This window comes from Vibrio sp. 10N.247.310.98 (assembly GCF_041467395.1).
GTDB classification, from domain to species: domain Bacteria; phylum Pseudomonadota; class Gammaproteobacteria; order Enterobacterales; family Vibrionaceae; genus Vibrio; species Vibrio crassostreae_C.
Genome location: NZ_JBFSUL010000022.1, coordinates 57,538 through 74,142, shown reverse-complemented (window position 1 = coordinate 74,142; position 16,605 = coordinate 57,538). Strand labels below are relative to the sequence as shown.

The 16,605-nt window shown below is 43.9% G+C and carries 14 protein-coding genes; 12 read left to right on the top strand and 2 right to left on the bottom strand.

Annotation, left to right across the window (positions count from 1 at the left end; translation table 11 throughout):
- Positions 1–671: 671 nt before the first annotated feature.
- The 4 genes from nirB (at position 672) to cobA (ending at position 5,627) form a co-directional block, all read left to right on the top strand.
- Positions 672–3,245 (top strand): nitrite reductase large subunit NirB, encoded by a 2,574-nt coding sequence (gene nirB, locus AB6E78_RS11225; RefSeq protein ID WP_017071488.1) that lies wholly within the window; start codon positions 672–674, stop codon positions 3,243–3,245.
- Positions 3,246–3,259: 14 nt separating this feature from the next.
- A complete protein-coding gene (nirD, locus tag AB6E78_RS11220; protein WP_372072930.1) occupies positions 3,260–3,583 on the top strand; it encodes a nitrite reductase small subunit NirD in 324 nt (107 codons plus the stop codon).
- Between the two features lie 123 nt (positions 3,584–3,706).
- A complete protein-coding gene (locus AB6E78_RS11215; RefSeq protein ID WP_017062558.1) occupies positions 3,707–4,522 on the top strand; it encodes a formate/nitrite transporter family protein in 816 nt (271 codons plus the stop codon).
- A gap of 328 nt (positions 4,523–4,850) precedes the next feature.
- Entirely contained in the window at positions 4,851–5,627 is a 777-nt protein-coding gene (gene cobA, locus AB6E78_RS11210; RefSeq protein WP_372072932.1) for a uroporphyrinogen-III C-methyltransferase, read from the top strand.
- Positions 5,628–5,678: 51 nt separating this feature from the next.
- On the opposite strand, the gene AB6E78_RS11205 is transcribed toward cobA, so the two are convergent.
- The gene (locus tag AB6E78_RS11205) at positions 5,679–6,176 is read right to left on the bottom strand and encodes a DUF4174 domain-containing protein (RefSeq protein ID WP_050546503.1); all 498 of its coding nucleotides are present in this window, start codon (positions 6,174–6,176) and stop codon (positions 5,679–5,681) included.
- 323 nt (positions 6,177–6,499) lie between these two features.
- Here AB6E78_RS11205 and AB6E78_RS11200 point away from each other — a divergent pair, with 323 nt between their 5' ends.
- The 3 genes from AB6E78_RS11200 to AB6E78_RS11190 all read left to right on the top strand — a co-directional run bounded on the left by AB6E78_RS11200 (position 6,500) and on the right by AB6E78_RS11190 (position 9,101).
- Entirely contained in the window at positions 6,500–6,973 is a 474-nt protein-coding gene (locus AB6E78_RS11200; RefSeq protein WP_010429860.1) for an NYN domain-containing protein, read from the top strand.
- 80 nt (positions 6,974–7,053) lie between these two features.
- Positions 7,054–7,719, top strand: a complete 666-nt coding sequence (locus tag AB6E78_RS11195) for a response regulator transcription factor (RefSeq protein ID WP_017062555.1) — start codon at positions 7,054–7,056, stop codon at positions 7,717–7,719.
- Positions 7,716–9,101, top strand: a complete 1,386-nt coding sequence (locus AB6E78_RS11190; RefSeq protein ID WP_372133461.1) for a histidine kinase sensor domain-containing protein — start codon at positions 7,716–7,718, stop codon at positions 9,099–9,101. The genes AB6E78_RS11195 and AB6E78_RS11190 overlap by 4 nt, the downstream gene beginning before the upstream one ends.
- 220 nt (positions 9,102–9,321) lie before the next feature.
- Here AB6E78_RS11190 and AB6E78_RS11185 read toward each other — a convergent pair whose 3' ends face one another.
- Positions 9,322–10,626, bottom strand: a complete 1,305-nt coding sequence (locus tag AB6E78_RS11185) for a dicarboxylate/amino acid:cation symporter (RefSeq protein WP_136978244.1) — start codon at positions 10,624–10,626, stop codon at positions 9,322–9,324.
- A 568-nt stretch (positions 10,627–11,194) separates the two neighbouring features.
- Here AB6E78_RS11185 and AB6E78_RS11180 point away from each other — a divergent pair.
- The 5 genes from AB6E78_RS11180 (at position 11,195) to AB6E78_RS11160 (ending at position 16,589) form a co-directional block, all read left to right on the top strand.
- Entirely contained in the window at positions 11,195–13,291 is a 2,097-nt protein-coding gene (locus tag AB6E78_RS11180) for a TonB-dependent siderophore receptor (RefSeq protein WP_372133458.1), read from the top strand.
- Between the two features lie 193 nt (positions 13,292–13,484).
- Positions 13,485–14,252 (top strand): DUF3450 domain-containing protein, encoded by a 768-nt coding sequence (locus tag AB6E78_RS11175; RefSeq protein WP_017062550.1) that lies wholly within the window; start codon positions 13,485–13,487, stop codon positions 14,250–14,252.
- On the top strand, positions 14,252–15,628 hold the full coding sequence (locus AB6E78_RS11170; protein WP_372111494.1) for a MotA/TolQ/ExbB proton channel family protein: 1,377 nt from the start codon (positions 14,252–14,254) through the stop codon (positions 15,626–15,628). Before AB6E78_RS11175 ends, AB6E78_RS11170 begins: the two co-directional genes overlap by 1 nt.
- On the top strand, positions 15,628–16,188 hold the full coding sequence (locus AB6E78_RS11165) for a MotA/TolQ/ExbB proton channel family protein (protein WP_010429842.1): 561 nt from the start codon (positions 15,628–15,630) through the stop codon (positions 16,186–16,188). Before AB6E78_RS11170 ends, AB6E78_RS11165 begins: the two co-directional genes overlap by 1 nt.
- Positions 16,185–16,589: a biopolymer transporter ExbD gene (locus tag AB6E78_RS11160; RefSeq protein ID WP_004739212.1), complete on the top strand. Its 405-nt coding sequence runs from the start codon at positions 16,185–16,187 to the stop codon at positions 16,587–16,589. The genes AB6E78_RS11165 and AB6E78_RS11160 overlap by 4 nt, the downstream gene beginning before the upstream one ends.
- Positions 16,590–16,605: the final 16 nt, after the last annotated feature.

Here is a 16,605-nt window from a genome sequence, read left to right as displayed (position 1 = left end):
TATGCAGCGGATTGCAAATCCGTGGACCTCGGTTCGACTCCGGGAGGCGCCTCCACTATTCAAAGTTGAAAGGCCAGCAGAAATGCTGGCCTTTTTGCTATCTGAAATTCTAAACCCTCATGCTATGTTCAAACTTCCACGTATGCTCTCTAATCAGTAGCACCACTAGGAACAAGCTATATCAGATCACTTTTGTGCCGGTCTTTTCCTTATGTAAACCTATCATTTGCTAAACAACCAACAGCATCTGTTAACCAATTGCGCCGTTTGTGAGTGGAATGAGTGGGGAATGGAAAAGGGCGACTGTCTTTTGCGTCATTAAATTCTTCATATTTATACATAGTTGCTCATGATCCTGTAACGCTTTCATGAGTTATTACACTTATTATGACCACAAATGAAAATGATTGTCATTTACTTGTGTTGCTGCTAACCTATTGTGAAACTTTACAACATCTTATTTACTGCACGAAAGTGTATATAAAACCCCGCTAAACCTTATTAAACCTACGGTTATTCGTTTACTTCGTATGATAAATCAGCAGATCTACCTCTTTTGTCCTACCCCTTTAGGGTAGTTCGATTTCGTAATTGATTTACATCATATTTTCATTTTCTTTCATAATTCATTATTCGCTCAGTTAAGAAATATATAACCTTCAGGAATTCTTATGAGCAAGATGAAGCTAGTCGTAATCGGTAACGGGATGGTCGGCCATCGCTATATCGAAGATTTAGTCGAGAAGACAGACGTTGCTAACATGGACATCACAGTCTTCTGTGAAGAGCCTCGCGTAGCCTATGATCGTGTACACCTTTCTTCTTACTTTTCACACCATACTGCGGACGAACTTTCTTTAGTTAAAGAAGGCTTCTACGAGAAACACGGCATCAACATGCTGATCGGTGAGCGTGCTATTAACGTTAACCGTGAAAAGAAAACAGTTTACTCAAGTACTGGTCGTGAAATTCAATACGACAAGCTAATCCTTGCTACAGGTTCATACCCATTCGTTCCGCCAATCAAAGGTAACGAAGGTAAAGACTGTTTCGTTTACCGCACAATCGAAGACTTGAAAGCTATCGAAGCAACCGCTAAGAATTCTAAATCTGGTGTGGTTGTTGGTGGTGGTTTGCTTGGTCTTGAAGCTGCAGGCGCACTAAAAGCTCTTGGTGTAACCACGCACGTTGTTGAGTTTGCTCCAAAGCTAATGGCTGAGCAGCTTGACCAAGCGGGTGGTAACCAACTTCGTCAAAAAATCGAACGTATGGGCGTTAACGTACATACAAGTAAGAACACGCTTGAGATTGCTCCTGAAGGCACTGAAGCTCGTAACGTAATGCGCTTTGCAGACGGTACAGAGCTAGAAACTGATTTCATCGTATTCTCTGCTGGTATTCGCCCACAAGACAAACTTGCTCGTCAAATGGGGCTGGGTATTGCACCACGTGGCGGTATCGAGATTAATGATCACTGTCAAACGACAGACAAAGACATCTACGCAATCGGTGAGTGTGCGTCTTGGAACCAAACGTTCTACGGCCTAGTGGCTCCTGGTTACAAAATGGCAACGGTAGCGGTTGACCACGTTGTTGGTAACGAAAGCACATTTGAAGGTGCTGACATGTCTGCGAAGCTTAAGCTTTTGGGCGTGAAAGTAGGCTCTATCGGCGATGCGAACGGTCGTACTCCTGGCTGTAAGAGCTACGTTTACCAAAACGAAGAACAAGAAGTTTACAAGCGTCTAATCGTTTCTGAAGACAACAAGAAGCTGCTTGGTGCAGTAATGGTTGGCGACACGTCTGACTACGGTGATCTTCTACAGCTTATGCTGAACGAAATCGACCTACCAGAACACCCAGATGCATTGATTCTTCCTGCTCATGCTGGTGCTGAAAAGCCAACACTTGGCGCGGATTCTCTTCCTGAGTCTGCTGTTATCTGTTCTTGTTTCGATGTGACTAAAGGCAAGATCGCTCAAGCGGTTGCTGAAGGTCACCACACAATCGGTGATATCAAAGCAGTAACAGGCGCAGGTACTGGTTGTGGTGGTTGTATTCCACTAGTGACTTCAGTACTAAACGCTGAACTTGCTAAAGCTGGTGTTGAAGTGAAGAACGACGTGTGTGAGCACTTTGCATACTCTCGCCAAGAGCTTTTCCACCTAATTCGCATCGAAGAAATCAAAACGTTCGATGAGCTATTAGAGAAATACGGTAAAGGCTACGGCTGTGAAGTATGTAAGCCTCTAGCAGGTTCTATCCTTGCTTCTTGCTGGGGTGAACACATCCTTAAGCCTGAATTAGTGAAGCTGCACGATACCAACGACAACTTCCTAGGTAACATGCAAAAAGACGGTACTTACTCTGTAATCCCTCGTATGGCGGGTGGTGAAGTAACACCTCAAGCACTAAGCGTACTTGCTGATGTTGCTGCAGAATACAACCTGTACACCAAGATCACTGGTGCACAACGTATCGGCCTGTTCGGTGCTCAGAAAGATGACTTACCAGCTATCTGGAAGAAGTTAATCGCTGCGGGTTACGAAACGGGTCAAGCTTACGCAAAAGCACTTCGTATGGCTAAGACATGTGTAGGTTCGACTTGGTGTCGCTACGGCGTTCAAGATTCAGTTGGCCTAGGCGTGATGATCGAGAACCGATACAAAGGCATCCGTACTCCTCATAAGATGAAGTTCGGTGTGTCGGGCTGTACTCGTGAGTGTGCTGAAGCTCAAGGTAAAGATTTAGGTATTATCGCAACAGACGCTGGTTGGAACATGTATGTGTGTGGTAACGGTGGTATGAAGCCTCGCCACGCAGACTTACTGGCAAGCGACCTAGACCAAGAAACGCTGATCAAATACATCGATCGTTTCATGATGTTCTACATCCGCACGGCTGCTCCGCTACAACGTACTTCGGTATGGATGGACAACCTAGAAGGTGGTGTTGATTACCTACGTGAAGTGATTGTAGACAACAAGCTTGGTATCAATGACCAACTTGAAACTGACATTGCTGGCCTAGTAGATAACTTTGCTTGTGAGTGGACAGACACTATCAACGATGAAGCTCAACTTAAACGCTTTGCACACTTCATCAATGCTGATGACCGTGATGAAAACGTTGTGTTTGTTGATGATGGCCGTGAACAACACCGTCCTGCGACATTCACTGAGAAACACCCTGAAGCCATTACTTCAAAGCATCAGGGCGACATCATTCACGTAGAATCTGTTTAAGGGGAGACGACATCATGGCATTTACCAAAGTTTGTAAGATCGAAGACATTATCCCAGGTACAGGTGTTTGTGCGTTGGTTGGTGGTGAGCAAGTAGCTGTATTCCGCCCAACTGAGGCTGAAGAAGTATTCGCGATTAGCAACACAGACCCATACTTCCAATCTAACGTGCTATCACGTGGTTTGATTGTTGAGCACAAAGAAGAGCTTTGGGTAGCAAGCCCACTTAAGAAGCAACGCTTTAACCTAGCAACAGGTGTGTGCATGGAAGACGAGAACTTCAACGTGAAAGCGTACAAAGCTCGTGTTGCCAAAGGCGCTGTAGAAATCTCTGCTTAATCTTCGGATGAGTAAGATTTGATAGTTCAAGGGTTCTAGTTCTCGATATTGCCTTAACTCGGCAACTAGAGCCTTTTCCTATCCAATTTTAACTTTTAATTTAAACTTTTTAAGGACAACCTTATGTCTCCTGATTACAAACCAGCTGAATTCGTTCAAACGATGATTGATGTGGGTGAAGCGAAAACGAAAACAAGTACTCGCGATCTTCTGATTCGAAGCACTATGGCTGGTATCATCCTTTCTCTAGCGGTTGTTGTTGCTATTACAGCAATGGTTCAAACCGGTATTGGCCTTGTTGGCGCACTTGTGTTCCCAGTTGGCTTCGTCATTCTAAGTGTAATGGGTTATGACCTAGTAACTGGCGTATTCGGCCTTGCACCTTTAGCGAAATTCGACAACCGCCCAGGTATTACTTGGGGTCGTATCCTACGTTGTTGGGGTATTGTTGGTCTTGGTAACCTTATCGGTTCTTTGATTGTTGCTTTCCTTGTTGCAGTATCACTAACGGGTAACTTCTCTTTAGAACCAAACGCTGTTGCTCAAAAGTTCATTGCTGTTTCTACAGGTCGTAGCCTAGGTTTTGAAAACATGGGTATGGACGGATGGATCACGTGTTTCGTACGCGGTATCTTCTGTAACCTTATGGTATGTCTAGGTGTGATTGGCAACATGACTGCACGCACAGTATCTGGCCGTGTAGCAATGATGTGGTTCCCAATCTTCATCTTCTTCGCACTCGTATTTGAGCACACAGTGGTAAACATGTTCCTATTCCCACTAGGTATGATTCTTGGCGCTGATTTTGGTATCGCGACATGGTTGAACTTCAACCTTATCCCAACAATCCTAGGTAACATCGTTGGTGGTCTATTAATGACGTGTGTTCCTCTATACCTAACTCATGCTAAAACAGCTCCTTCTCTAGGCGCTAAGTAATTAGATAGTTCTAGGTTAATGAGCAACTAATAATGTGTGTTAAGCCCCAAGCTGTTGATTTGGGGCTTTTTTGATCTTAACACTCTCTACTTTGATAACCGTGCACCTAAGGCGAGCAATGTGTGCTTGATGATGGTGCAAATGTCAGGGTTTTCCAACGTAATAGATTGTTTTGTTATATAAACTTCTATCTTGATTAGAATTAATCGTAAAGTTTTATGGCAACAACTGATAGTCTAAGAAGTAGGGATATTGGTGATTCATACAACGATGAATCGTCATACAGAATTAAGCTTGAAATATAACAAGCTAACTTTCGGAGCAAAGCATGTCAGAAGTATCGCCATCGAATGTTAAAGAAGTAAACAAAGGATTTGTTTCATTGGTAGGTGCAGGTCCGGGCGACCCAGACTTACTTACGCTAAAAGCCGCACGAGTGATTCAACAAGCAGACGTGTTGGTTTATGACCGCTTGGTATCAAAAGATATTTTGGCGATGGCTAATCCAGAAGCAGAAATGCTGTATGTGGGCAAAAAGCTTGATCATCACTGTGTACCGCAAGATCAGATCAACCAACTATTAGTGACCAAAGCGCAAGAGAACAAGCACGTAGTACGCCTAAAAGGTGGTGACTCGTTTATCTTTGGTCGTGGTGGTGAAGAGTGTGAAACGCTAGCTGAGAATGACGTGAGATTTGAAGTGATTCCGGGCATCACAGCTGCTGCCGGAGCAACGGCTTATGCGGGCATTCCGTTGACGCACCGTGATCATGCACAAAGCGTGCAGTTTATTACAGGTCACTTGAAGAAAGATGGCGAAGATATTGACTGGCAATCTCTTGCTCAGCACAACCATACCATCGTGTTTTACATGGGCTTGAAAGAGAGTCCGAACATTCAGAAGAATCTACTCGATAATGGTATGCGAGCTGACATGCCAGTTGCGATCATCGAAAACGGTACACGCCAAGAACAAAAGGTGTTTAGAGGTGGGTTACGTGATTTAGCTGACCTTGCGAGCGTCGCAAAGAGCCCAGCGCTGATTGTTGTAGGCAGCGTGGCTCAGCTCCATGAAAAACTTGCTTGGTTTAACAAACAAGCTTGATCGTTTGACCTTCTAATTGGATCTCTAAGCCACTACTGAGTCCATCAAGAATCAAATACTGCAGCGGCTGCCTTGTCGCTGCATTTCTTGTTGGCGCATCGGCATTTCGTCAATGATATTGGTGATCTGTTTCCAATCTGTTTTGCCACTCCATCGGTGCTTCTCTTTCCCGTCTTTACCAATCAAAACAGCGGTATGTGATCCTTTCGGGATCTCGTAAATACTGGTGACTGCTTCTAAGTTAAACTCTTCTTCTAACCAAGTTGGGACTGTGTAACCACTCTCAGCAATAACCATAATGACGACATCTCGTTCGTCCAATTGACAGTTATTGAGCAACACTTCATTCAGAAACTCTTTAACGATTGAATCTTCCTTTGGAGCGAAATAAATCACACTGCGGTGTGGCAAAGGCTTTGAGTGAGAATAAGCGGGGTAGGCGAGTACTGAATTGATGGTTAAGCTCATGATTATTACCGTGCTGATGGTCAGTAGTTTAAGCAAACTAAACCAGCTACCAGAGTTTGATGGTTGATTTAAAGTTTGCATCGCTTTGGTTGTGTCGATGCTTACGATCGAATTGTGTGTTTGTCGGTGCAGCATTGCCAACCTCCCTTTAAAAACTCTAAGCCTGAGTACGATTTGAACGCTACGTAAAGAAGAAGGTGAAGATCAGAACCACCTAAGAAACGCTCAAAACAAATCCACTTACAATAAGCATAGTTAGGATTACGTAAAGACACTTAGCTTTACGCTAAAGATATTAGATTTACGTTAACGATAGCTGGCAGGTTCATTTTTATTGAGTAAAGCGACTCGCATTTTACAATTGAATAGAATAGGGTATACGGAAAATCTAAAGGTATGAATTTATGGAAAACATAGCAATTTTGGTCGACGTTCAGAACGTTTACTACACGACGCGCGACAAATACCGTTCTAACTTCGACTATAACCAGTTTTGGTATGTTGCCACGGAAGGGCGTAACGTTATTGCAGCTAATGCTTACGCAATCTCAAGCCAAGATCCAAAGCAGCGTCAATTTCATCATATCCTTCGTGGTGTGGGCTTTAATGTGAAGTTAAAGCCGTTTATTCAGCGTCGAGATGGCAGTGCAAAAGGCGATTGGGATGTGGGTATTGCGTTAGACGCGATAGAACTTGCTGAGACGGTTGATACGATTGTTTTGGTATCAGGAGACGGTGATTTCGAAATCCTTGTAGAGCGAATCAAAGAGCGCTTTGGCAAGCCTGTTGAAGTGTATGGTGTTCCCGGGTTAACTGCTCAAAATCTTATCGATTCTGCATCAAAATTTGTACCGATTGAAAAAGATTTTCTTCTATAGAGGAAATCGGGCACTTTATAATTGAAATCAATAATAACGATAATTAGAATGCAAACAGTTCTTATTTATCGGTATGTGTAATGTCTCGCGTTTTAGTTGTTGATGATGATATTCAGTTGTGTGAATTACTGGGTGAAGTGTTAGAAAATGAGGGGTATCACGTTGATACTGTTCATTGCGGTGAATCCGCGCTTGAGTTTATTCAATCTCACCCTGTCGATTTGGTTCTACTCGATGTAATGCTTCCGAACCTAAGCGGCATTCAAGTAGCAAGACGTATTTGTCAGCGTTTTGCTACTCCCATTCTTATGCTAACCGCGCTTAACGACGATGCCTCAATGCTCGATGGCTACCAAGCAGGCGCCGACCAGTACATCGCTAAACCTTTCAATGTTCCTGAACTCTTAACCCGTATTAAGGTGATCTTGCGCCGAGTGGGTTTTGAACGCCAAAGACAATCTTTAGCTTCCTCTAATCACGGCTTGTGTGAACAACTCTCTCGTTTGCCATTAACTGGCACTGAAAAAGACTTGCTTGATTATTTGGTCAAAAATGACGGTATTGTCGTCTCAAAATCTGATCTGCAAATCCATGTACTCAAGAAAGAATTGTGTCCCTTCGATCGTAATTTAGATATGCATATCAGCAATATACGTAGAAAGCTCGTTCAGGCAGGTTTGTCTAAACAACATATAAAAACCGTTCGTGGTAAAGGTTACAGTTACCTAGAGTCGGTCGGAGCATGAGTAAAAAACTGCTGCGTTGCCCTGATTTTATTGCTAAGCGTAAAGACGGACTCACTTTCCAACTGTTCAGTTACCTGACCGTCATTTTGGTGAGTATTTTGATTCTGCAAGGTGTCGCAGAAAGAGCCTTGATGAAAGCGCTGCTTAAAGTGCCAGAATCGGTTAAAGCGGAGATGCTCGACCTTGCTTACCAAGCGAATGTGTTGATTGAAGAAGGGGACATGGATGAACTCGCGGACTGGGGTAATGCTCAGCAGTATTATCTGTTCGTCATTGATAAAGACAATCGTCCGATCACACATCGTCACATGCACCCACATTTTGAATTTAAGCTCAAATACTTAAGAACGTTAGATCACCAACTTAGTGATCGTGTGAGTAAGCCGATCTTCGGCCTACCACTGGATAACGGTAAAACACTGGTTATCCAACTACCGCACCAGTTTCATCCCGCAAAATCTTTTGCGCCATATTCCTATATGCTTAAAGCATTGATTGCATTGGTCGTATTGTCTCTGTTCTCGATTATCATGGCCAAAAGCCTTCAGCAACCGTTGGATAGATTGAGAGAAGCGAGCCGCAGACTGGCTCAAGGTGACTTCACGGTCAGTGTGGTGTCGGAGTTGAACTCCACCACGCGTGAATTCAACGAGCTTGCACACGATTTTGATTATATGACCTTTGAGATTAAATCTCTGGCTGAAAAGCAACGTTGTTTGATTCGTGATGTCTCACACGAGTTAAGAACACCATTAGCAAGGCAAAACCTCGCACTACACCTGCTGCGCAGCAAGGTTGATGATAAAAGCATTGGTTTGCTAGAACGAATGGAAAATGAAACAGAAGAGATGAATAAGCTGGTGGGTGAGATACTTGAATTTAGCCGCTTAGAAACCTCTCGCTATGACTCCAAGTTAAGTTTAATGCACCTTGAGCACTATTGTTCAATGTTGATCGCGCAGATGCAAAACGATTTAAAACCGAATCAAACTTTGATTGGTTCCCTAGAGACGCCGATATCAATGGTGAACGTTGATGAGAGGCTACTGCTTCGAGTCATTGGTAACTTGGTCGGGAATGCCATTAAATACGCGGGTGAGAACGCTCATGTGGTCGTGACGACATACGAACAGGTAATGGATAGACGTTACAGTGTAGTATCTGTAGAAGATGACGGTGATGGTATTCCTGATAACAAGATTGCAGGTATATTCGACCCGTTTACTCGTATTGAATCAGCAAGAGACAAACGGTCTGGTGGCTACGGTCTGGGCCTTGCGATTGTTAAAGAAGCGATGGGTGTGATGAATGGACATGTAACTGCTGAGAATAGAGAAGGTGGGGGATTGAGAGTAAATCTAATGTTCCCAATCGCTGATTAGCTTCCTGCTGTTACCTGTCTTGCTCCATAGATAACTATGACTGAAAGCGTGCTAAGAAACATAGCTTAGAAATATTGCTCAGAAATATTGCTTAGAAACATAGCCCAATAAAAACGCCACTGCATCTGCAGTGGCGTTTTTCTTTATGCGCTTTGGTATGGGCTAGGCGTAGCCATTAATTACGCCTGAGCTTGAAGACAAGAGCATAAGATAAGCGAGACTATGCATGTTGGCGAGCTAGCTTAACTTCTTCTTCTTTCTCACCTGCTGCTGGGTCGTTGAAGCGAGACTCGTCTAGAGCGCCTTCAGACTTAGCAACGATGATAGATACGGCACTATCACCTGTGATGTTTACAGCGGTACGAATCATATCAAGAAGGCGGTCAACACCCATGATTAGAGCAATACCTTCAAGCGGCAGGCCAACTTGGTTCAATACCATCGCTAGCATAACAAGACCAACACCAGGGACACCTGCAGTACCAACAGACGCCAGTGTCGCCGTTAGGATAACCATTAGGTAATCACCCATTGAAAGGTCGATGTTGTACGCTTGCGCGATAAACGCCGTCGCAACACCTTGCATGATTGCAGTGCCGTCCATGTTCACAGTTGCACCTAGTGGTACTGTGAAAGAAGCGACTTTGTTGTCTACGCCCATACGGTTCTTAGCCGTTTCCATAGTTACTGGAATTGTTGCGTTCGAAGATGCTGTTGAGAATGCAAACATGATTGCATCTTCCATCTTACGTAGGAACGTAATCGGACTAAGACCTGTGAATCCTTTAAGCATCGCACTGTAAGTCACCAAGCCATGCAACAGCAGGGTACCAGCAAGCACTAAGAAGTATTCTGCTAGGTTCCAAATTGCACCTAAGCCAAGGCCAGAGAACAGTTTCGCCATCAAGAAGAATACGCCGTAAGGAGCAAGGTTCATTAGTAGCGCAACTAGCTTCATGATCACTTCGTTTAGATCAGAGAAAACTGCAGCGATACGTTCACCGGGTTTGCCCGCTGCACTGATTGCGATACCAAACAACACTGCAAATACGATAACTTGTAACGTTTTGCCCTCAGCCATCGCCTGAATAGGGTTGGTTGGGAACATGTCGATGATTACTTGGCCCAGAGAAGGGGCATCCGCTGATTTGAAAGAGCTCGCAGCAGTAAGATCCGCACCAGCTCCAGGTTGGAACAGGTTACCGATAGTTAATGCTAGAGTGATGGCAACGGCAGTAGTACCGATATAAAGTGCAAGCGTTTTGCCACCCATACGGCCAAGAGTTGATAAGTCTTTAAGAGAACTTGTACCGCACACTAGTGAAACGAAGACTAGAGGCACAACAAGCATTTTTAAACTGGCGACAAAGATTTGTCCGCCCACTTCAAAGAGTCCGTTAACGATGTAGTTGTTAACAAATCCGTTGTCTGCAAAAAGGGATTGAATGGCGAATCCCGTTAATATACCTACGACCATACCGAGGATTACTCGACCAGTCAGAGACATAGGTTTCTTGGTATTCATTTAGAACACTCCTTATTATTTATAACTTTGATACCTTTTCAAAGTGAGCAGGAGATTAGCAGTCGGATAATCAATTCGAAAAACAAAAAATGAGTTTGGAATTATAGATGTGATCAAAATCACTGATAATTGTGTAAATTAAACAAATAAAAACAAAATAATTCACTATTAATTTACATCTATCGAGGGTTTTATACATAAATTTGTCGTTTCAAAGGTAGTAAATAAGAAGAGATGATTTTCTTATCAATCTTCTCGTCTTCAATTGACTGAACAAATACCGTTGTTTCAAAAAATTCGGTGAAGATAACCAGTCGATTTACGTCCATGAGCCTTAACTATTTGTATTGAATGGTTTTGTTGAACTCCTCAAATATGACTCACCGACAGGCCTTTACAAAACTTTACGAATGCAAAGAATGCAAAGAATGTAAATTTAATGCAAATGGTAATAGTTATCACTTATATTTACTCCCGAAATAATTCAGTGGTACCGGCAACGGTTCAGCGAACACATCGAATAAATAACAAAGTGTTCGTCTAAAAGAATAAAAGCGGAGTAAAGGACATGTTTTCAAAGAGCCCATTGGCTTTAGTGATCGGCGCAGTATTAGCTTCACCAGCAGTATTGGCAGAAACAGTAAAAACAGACGAGCATATGGTTGTTGAAGGTCGTGACTACGGTTATAAAGCCGACACGAACACAACAGCAATGCGCATGGAGGCGACTCAATTAGAGACTCCGGGACAAGTTTCAGTAATCGATGAGCAAATCATCGATGAACAGCGTGCAACAACGCTTGGTGACGTGCTTAAGAATGACGCGAGTGTAAGTGCTGGCGGTACAAGCCGTAACCGTGAACGTTTCTCTCTACGTGGTTTCTCGGTAGAAAGCTCTTCGGGCTTCCTTAAAAATGGCCAGCAACATTGGTCTCACTACCGTCAACCAATCGAACTGCTAGAGCGTGTTGAAGTACTAAAAGGACCTTCTGGTCTTCTTTACGGTATTTCTGCACCAGGTGGTTTGATCAACATGGTAAGCAAAAAGCCAACTTACGATACGCAAGTAAGTGTTAGCCAAGATATTGGTTCTAATGACCATTCTCGTACAACGGTAGACGTAAGTGGCGCTTTGAACGACGCTGAAACTCTACGTGGTCGCGCGATTCTATCTAAAGAAAGCTACGGCTCTTGGAGAACTTATGGTGACGGAACTGAACCACAAACAGAACGTTTTGTTGGTGGTGTATTCGTTGATTACGATGTAACTGAAGACGTGACAGTTTCTGTTCATTACGACAAAACTAACGACGAAGGTAGCGTAGATTCTGGCGCTTTATACACGCTAGACGGCAACCGAGTAGGTAGCGACAAGCACATCTGGGATGCACAGTGGTCACAGATCGAGAATGATGTTGAGAACGTTGGTTTTGATATTGCTGCTAACCTGACTGATACATGGTCATTAAAAACAGGTTTCAACTACCAAGATTTCGAACGTATTGATATGGAAAGCTACCCAAGCTTTTCAAATATGAATCCTGATGGTACGGGCACCGTGACTCAAGGCGGTAACTACCGTCATGATAAATGGCGTTTCAGAACGGCTTACGTTGATCTAACAACAACCGCTGATCTTGCGGGCACAGAGCACCAACTATTATTCGGTGCTAACTGGTTAGGCTACAGCTATTACCGTGGTATGGATCGCTTCAGCAGCGCTGAATACGTACCAGATGCAACAGTACCAGCGCCGTCAGTGGGTCCAACATCGCTAGGTAAGATGAGTACTTACGATACTTGGGGCTTCTACATCCAAGATTTGATTACTATTAATGATGAATGGCAAGTTCTTGCGGGTGCTCGTTTCGACCGGAAAGTAAGTGATGGCGTAGCAGAAGAAAATGTAGCGCCTAAGCTTGGCCTGATTTACCACCCAGCATCAAACGGTAGTATCTACGCTTCTTACTCTGAAAGTTTCGAACCACAAGGTGTTGTGTCGAGCGGAAGCCGCAACTACACCAACGATGGCGAACTTCTTGACGCAGCAACGGGCGTGTCTTACGAAGTCGGTACTAAGTGGGAACTGATGGACGAACGTCTATTCGTTTCTGGTGCGGTATTCGATATTACCCAAGAAAACATTTCAATGGATGTAGAAGACACTTCATCAGGCGATTGGACGAAGACACAAGGTGGCGAACAAGTTCACCGTGGTGCTGAGCTAGCCGCACAAGGCTTTATTTCAGAGCGCTTCTCAATGTCTGGTTCTGCAATGTACTTAGATGCTGAAATCACGAACCATGAAACATATGAAGGTAACCGTCCAGTAGACGTACCTGAGTTTGCAGCAAGCGTTTGGTCTACCTATGCAGCAACAAACGAAGTTGATGTGAACCTGGGTCTTATCTACGAAGGTTCTCGTTACGGCGATAGCGCGAACACATTCAAGAAAGACGGCTACGCACGTGTAGATATGGGTGCTGCATACACGCTTAAGTACGACGATTCTCTTGATTTCGTAGCGCGTCTAACAGTCGAGAACGTATTTGATAAAGAATACCTAGCGGGTGGCGGTTCAACATCTTCAAACCACCAATTTGCTGAAGACGTAGTAATCGGCGAAGGCCGTAACTACATGGCGACTTTACAGGTAAAATACTAATTTGTTAATAGGGTACTATTGTTAGCCTAAATACTAAGGGGAAAGTTTCGGCTTTCTCCTTTCGTGATTCTGCTATTCAGTAAAATATCCCTAGTAATGCGAGTGACTTTTAATGATAATGAGAGTGCTTATCAATAATAGTATTTATCAATAAAATGTATTTGACCTTCTTCTATAGTAAATGACTACAATTATGAATCTTTTAAAAACTAGCCTAGCGCTTGCCATCAGTTTGGTTGCAACGTCTTCTATGGCAAACAGCTTGGATCAAGCTCAATCAATTCAAAACAAGACCAATAACGCGTCGGCTTCGAGCCAAAAGGTTATTGATAAAAGCTCACAAGCGACTTTAATGCTGCAAGCTGAGATTGAGCGTCTGCAAGAAGAAGTTAAAAACCTAGAAATCTATCACGATCACCTTGCTGCATTAGTTGAGAGCCAAAACCAAGAAGCTCAAAGCATTGAAGAGCAGATCGAAGAAATCAAATACACACGCCAAGGTGTTGTGCCATTGATGTATCAAATGATCGATGGTCTTGAACAGTTGGTAGAGAAAGACGTGCCGATTAAGAAAGAACAGCGTCTAGAAAGAGTAGAAAAGCTACAAGCAATGATGACTCGTGCTGATGTGAGTGATGCTGAGAAGTATCGTCGTATCCTGGAAGCTTACCAAATCGAGATGGACTACGGCATCAAGCTCGGTGCTTACCAAGGCCGCGTTGCATTGAGCAACGACAGAACGATTGAAGCTGACGTGTTGCACCTAGGTCGTATCTCTTTGGTGGCTCGTAACCTAAATGGCAGCCAATATTGGTCTTGGAATCAAACACAAAATCAGTGGCAAGAGCTAGATTCTTCAATGAAATCTGAGCTAGATAAAGCTTACGACATTGCAAGCCAACAAGCGGCGCCAAGCCTAATTACTTTACCTGTTTCTTTAACTGTTGCGGAGGTTAAGTAATGAACTTAAAGCCATTAGCAGCATTGCTTTGCATTACATCACTTTCATTTTCAGCTTTCTCTGCATCAGATACGACGGCTCAGCTAGTTAATAAAGCAAAATCAGAGAGTCGAACTCAAGCTTCTCACAACGTAGTGCGTGAAGCTGATTTCAAAAAGACAGAACAAGAACTGAAAGCGATCAAAGCTCAGCTTGAAGCGAAGCGTACGTCTATCCAAGGTGCGACAGATGTTCTGACTCAAACGTTCAGTGATAACGAAAACAAGCTTGCTCGCTTTGAAGAGAAGCTGCGTTTAGAAACCGGTAGCTTAGGCGAGCTGTTCGGTGTCGTTCGTCAAAACGCAAAAGAACTCGGCGCAGAGCTTAGCTCAACCGTGAATAGTGTTGATCGTGCTGAACACACTGCAACTGTTGATCAAATCATTGATGCTAAATCACTGCCTTCAATGCCACAGCTGACCGGTTTGTGGATGAGCATGGTTGAACAGATCCAAGCGAGTTCTGAGCTTAGCAAATCTCAAATTGCATTCATTAATGGTGAAGGCAATACAAACAAGGTTGACGCTTACCGACTAGGTTCGATTGGTCTTGTGACAGAGCAAGGCTATGTTAGCTGGAACACTCAGCGTGAAGATGCGATCGCTTACCTTAAGCAACCACAAAATGGTCCAACGTTAGCGTCACTTTCTTCGTTAGCGAATGGTGAAGTATCTAACGTGGTTGTCGATCCTTCTCGCGGGTTTATGCTAGAGCAATTAGCACTTACGCCAAGTTTAACTGACCGTCTACAAGCGGGTGGTGTGGTTGGTAAAGTGATTCTTGGCCTACTAGCTATTGGTCTAATCATCGCATTAGTTCGTGGTGTCTCTCTTGCTATCGCACGCCAGAAAATTCGCGCGCAACTTAAGAACCCTGAGCAAGCGGGTGATAACCCACTAGGTCGTGTTCTTGCGATGTACAACAAGGAACAAAACCAAACGGTTGAAGCGTTAGAGTTGCGACTTTTAGAAGCGGTAGTTGATGAGCAGACTCACCTAGAGAAAGGTCTATCGATGCTTAAGCTATTGGCGGCACTAGCACCAATGTTGGGCCTTTTAGGTACAGTAACCGGCATGATCGAAACATTCCAAGTGATCACTCAGTTTGGTAATGGCGACCCTAAAGTTATGGCTGGTGGTATCTCGATGGCGCTTGTAACTACGGTACTTGGTCTGGTTGCGGCAATGCCTCTTCTACTGGCACACAACATTCTTAGCACTCAAGCAGAAAACATTCGCAATATTCTTGAGAAGCAAGGTATTGGTCTTGTTGCTGAGCAGGCTGAAAAGACCTTTGAATCAAACGCTGTTGTTTCACCAGTTGGGACTGCTGCGTAATGGATATTTTGTCGGGTTCTCTATTACCAGCGAGTTGGTTAACGAGTGACTGGCTGCTGTCTTTATCAAGCTTTATGGAGCAGGGCGGTTTCGTCCTGTGGTGGCTAGCGGCTGTCGTCCTAGTGTATTGGGTGCTTGTGGTAGAACGTGTGCTTTATCTTGCGTTCTATTTTCCTAAGCAACGCCAAGCTTGGATAGCGAAATGGCATGAAAGAGAAGATCACTCTTCTTGGCATGCCAAAGCCATTCGTGAAGGTTGGTTAGGGCAAGCGAGTATCTTGCTTAACCAAAACTTGAATTTTATTAAGCTGTTAGTCGCTATTTGCCCGATGTTGGGCTTGCTAGGCACTGTAACCGGTATGATCTCTGTTTTTGATGTTATGGCGACACAAGGCAGCAGTGACCCTAAATTGATGGCTTCAGGTATCTCGTTAGCAACACTGCCAACCATGGCAGGCATGGTTGCAGCGTTAGCGGGCATGTTCGTTCACGCTCGCTTAGCGAAAGTATGTAACCGCTTAGAATTGAAATTAGAAAAATCTTTAAGGAGTCAACGATGAGACTCGGTCGACGTCATTCTAAAAACGAAGAGGCTCAAATAGACCTTACTTCGATGCTTGATATTGTCTTTATCATGCTTATTTTCTTTATTGTGACCAGTTCATTTGTTCGTGAGTCAGGGGTGGAAGTCAATCGCCCACAAGCTTCTAACGTAGTAAGCCAAAAGGATGCAGGCATCTTTGTTGCGATTACTTCTGCAAACGACATTTTCATCGACAAGCGTGTCGTAGATGTTGAACGTGTCCAAGCGACGTTAGAGCACTTGTTGCTAGAACAACCTGATGCTTCTTTGGTTATTCAAGCGGATGAACACGCTTACAACGGTACTGTTGTTAAAGTGATGGATGCCGCGAAAGGTGCAGGTGTTAAAAACATTGCGCTTGCTGCTGATAAGCGATGATCTTGGAGGATCTTCA

Bases quoted from the DNA above. Each gene is read 5' to 3' on its own strand.
- AB6E78_RS11180 (WP_372133458.1), top strand. From the start codon at position 11,195: ATGTTTTCAAAGAGCCCATTGGCTTTAGTGATCGGCGCAGTATTAGCT.
- AB6E78_RS11195 (WP_017062555.1), top strand. From the start codon at position 7,054: ATGTCTCGCGTTTTAGTTGTTGATGATGATATTCAGTTGTGTGAATTA.
- AB6E78_RS11190 (WP_372133461.1), top strand. From the start codon at position 7,716: ATGAGTAAAAAACTGCTGCGTTGCCCTGATTTTATTGCTAAGCGTAAA.
- AB6E78_RS11185 (WP_136978244.1), bottom strand. From the start codon at position 10,626: ATGAATACCAAGAAACCTATGTCTCTGACTGGTCGAGTAATCCTCGGT.
- AB6E78_RS11200 (WP_010429860.1), top strand. From the start codon at position 6,500: ATGGAAAACATAGCAATTTTGGTCGACGTTCAGAACGTTTACTACACG.
- AB6E78_RS11170 (WP_372111494.1), top strand. From the start codon at position 14,252: ATGAACTTAAAGCCATTAGCAGCATTGCTTTGCATTACATCACTTTCA.
- cobA (WP_372072932.1), top strand. From the start codon at position 4,851: ATGTCAGAAGTATCGCCATCGAATGTTAAAGAAGTAAACAAAGGATTT.
- AB6E78_RS11205 (WP_050546503.1), bottom strand. From the start codon at position 6,176: ATGCAAACTTTAAATCAACCATCAAACTCTGGTAGCTGGTTTAGTTTG.
- AB6E78_RS11160 (WP_004739212.1), top strand. From the start codon at position 16,185: ATGAGACTCGGTCGACGTCATTCTAAAAACGAAGAGGCTCAAATAGAC.
- nirB (WP_017071488.1), top strand. From the start codon at position 672: ATGAGCAAGATGAAGCTAGTCGTAATCGGTAACGGGATGGTCGGCCAT.
- AB6E78_RS11175 (WP_017062550.1), top strand. From the start codon at position 13,485: ATGAATCTTTTAAAAACTAGCCTAGCGCTTGCCATCAGTTTGGTTGCA.
- AB6E78_RS11165 (WP_010429842.1), top strand. From the start codon at position 15,628: ATGGATATTTTGTCGGGTTCTCTATTACCAGCGAGTTGGTTAACGAGT.
- nirD (WP_372072930.1), top strand. From the start codon at position 3,260: ATGGCATTTACCAAAGTTTGTAAGATCGAAGACATTATCCCAGGTACA.
- AB6E78_RS11215 (WP_017062558.1), top strand. From the start codon at position 3,707: ATGTCTCCTGATTACAAACCAGCTGAATTCGTTCAAACGATGATTGAT.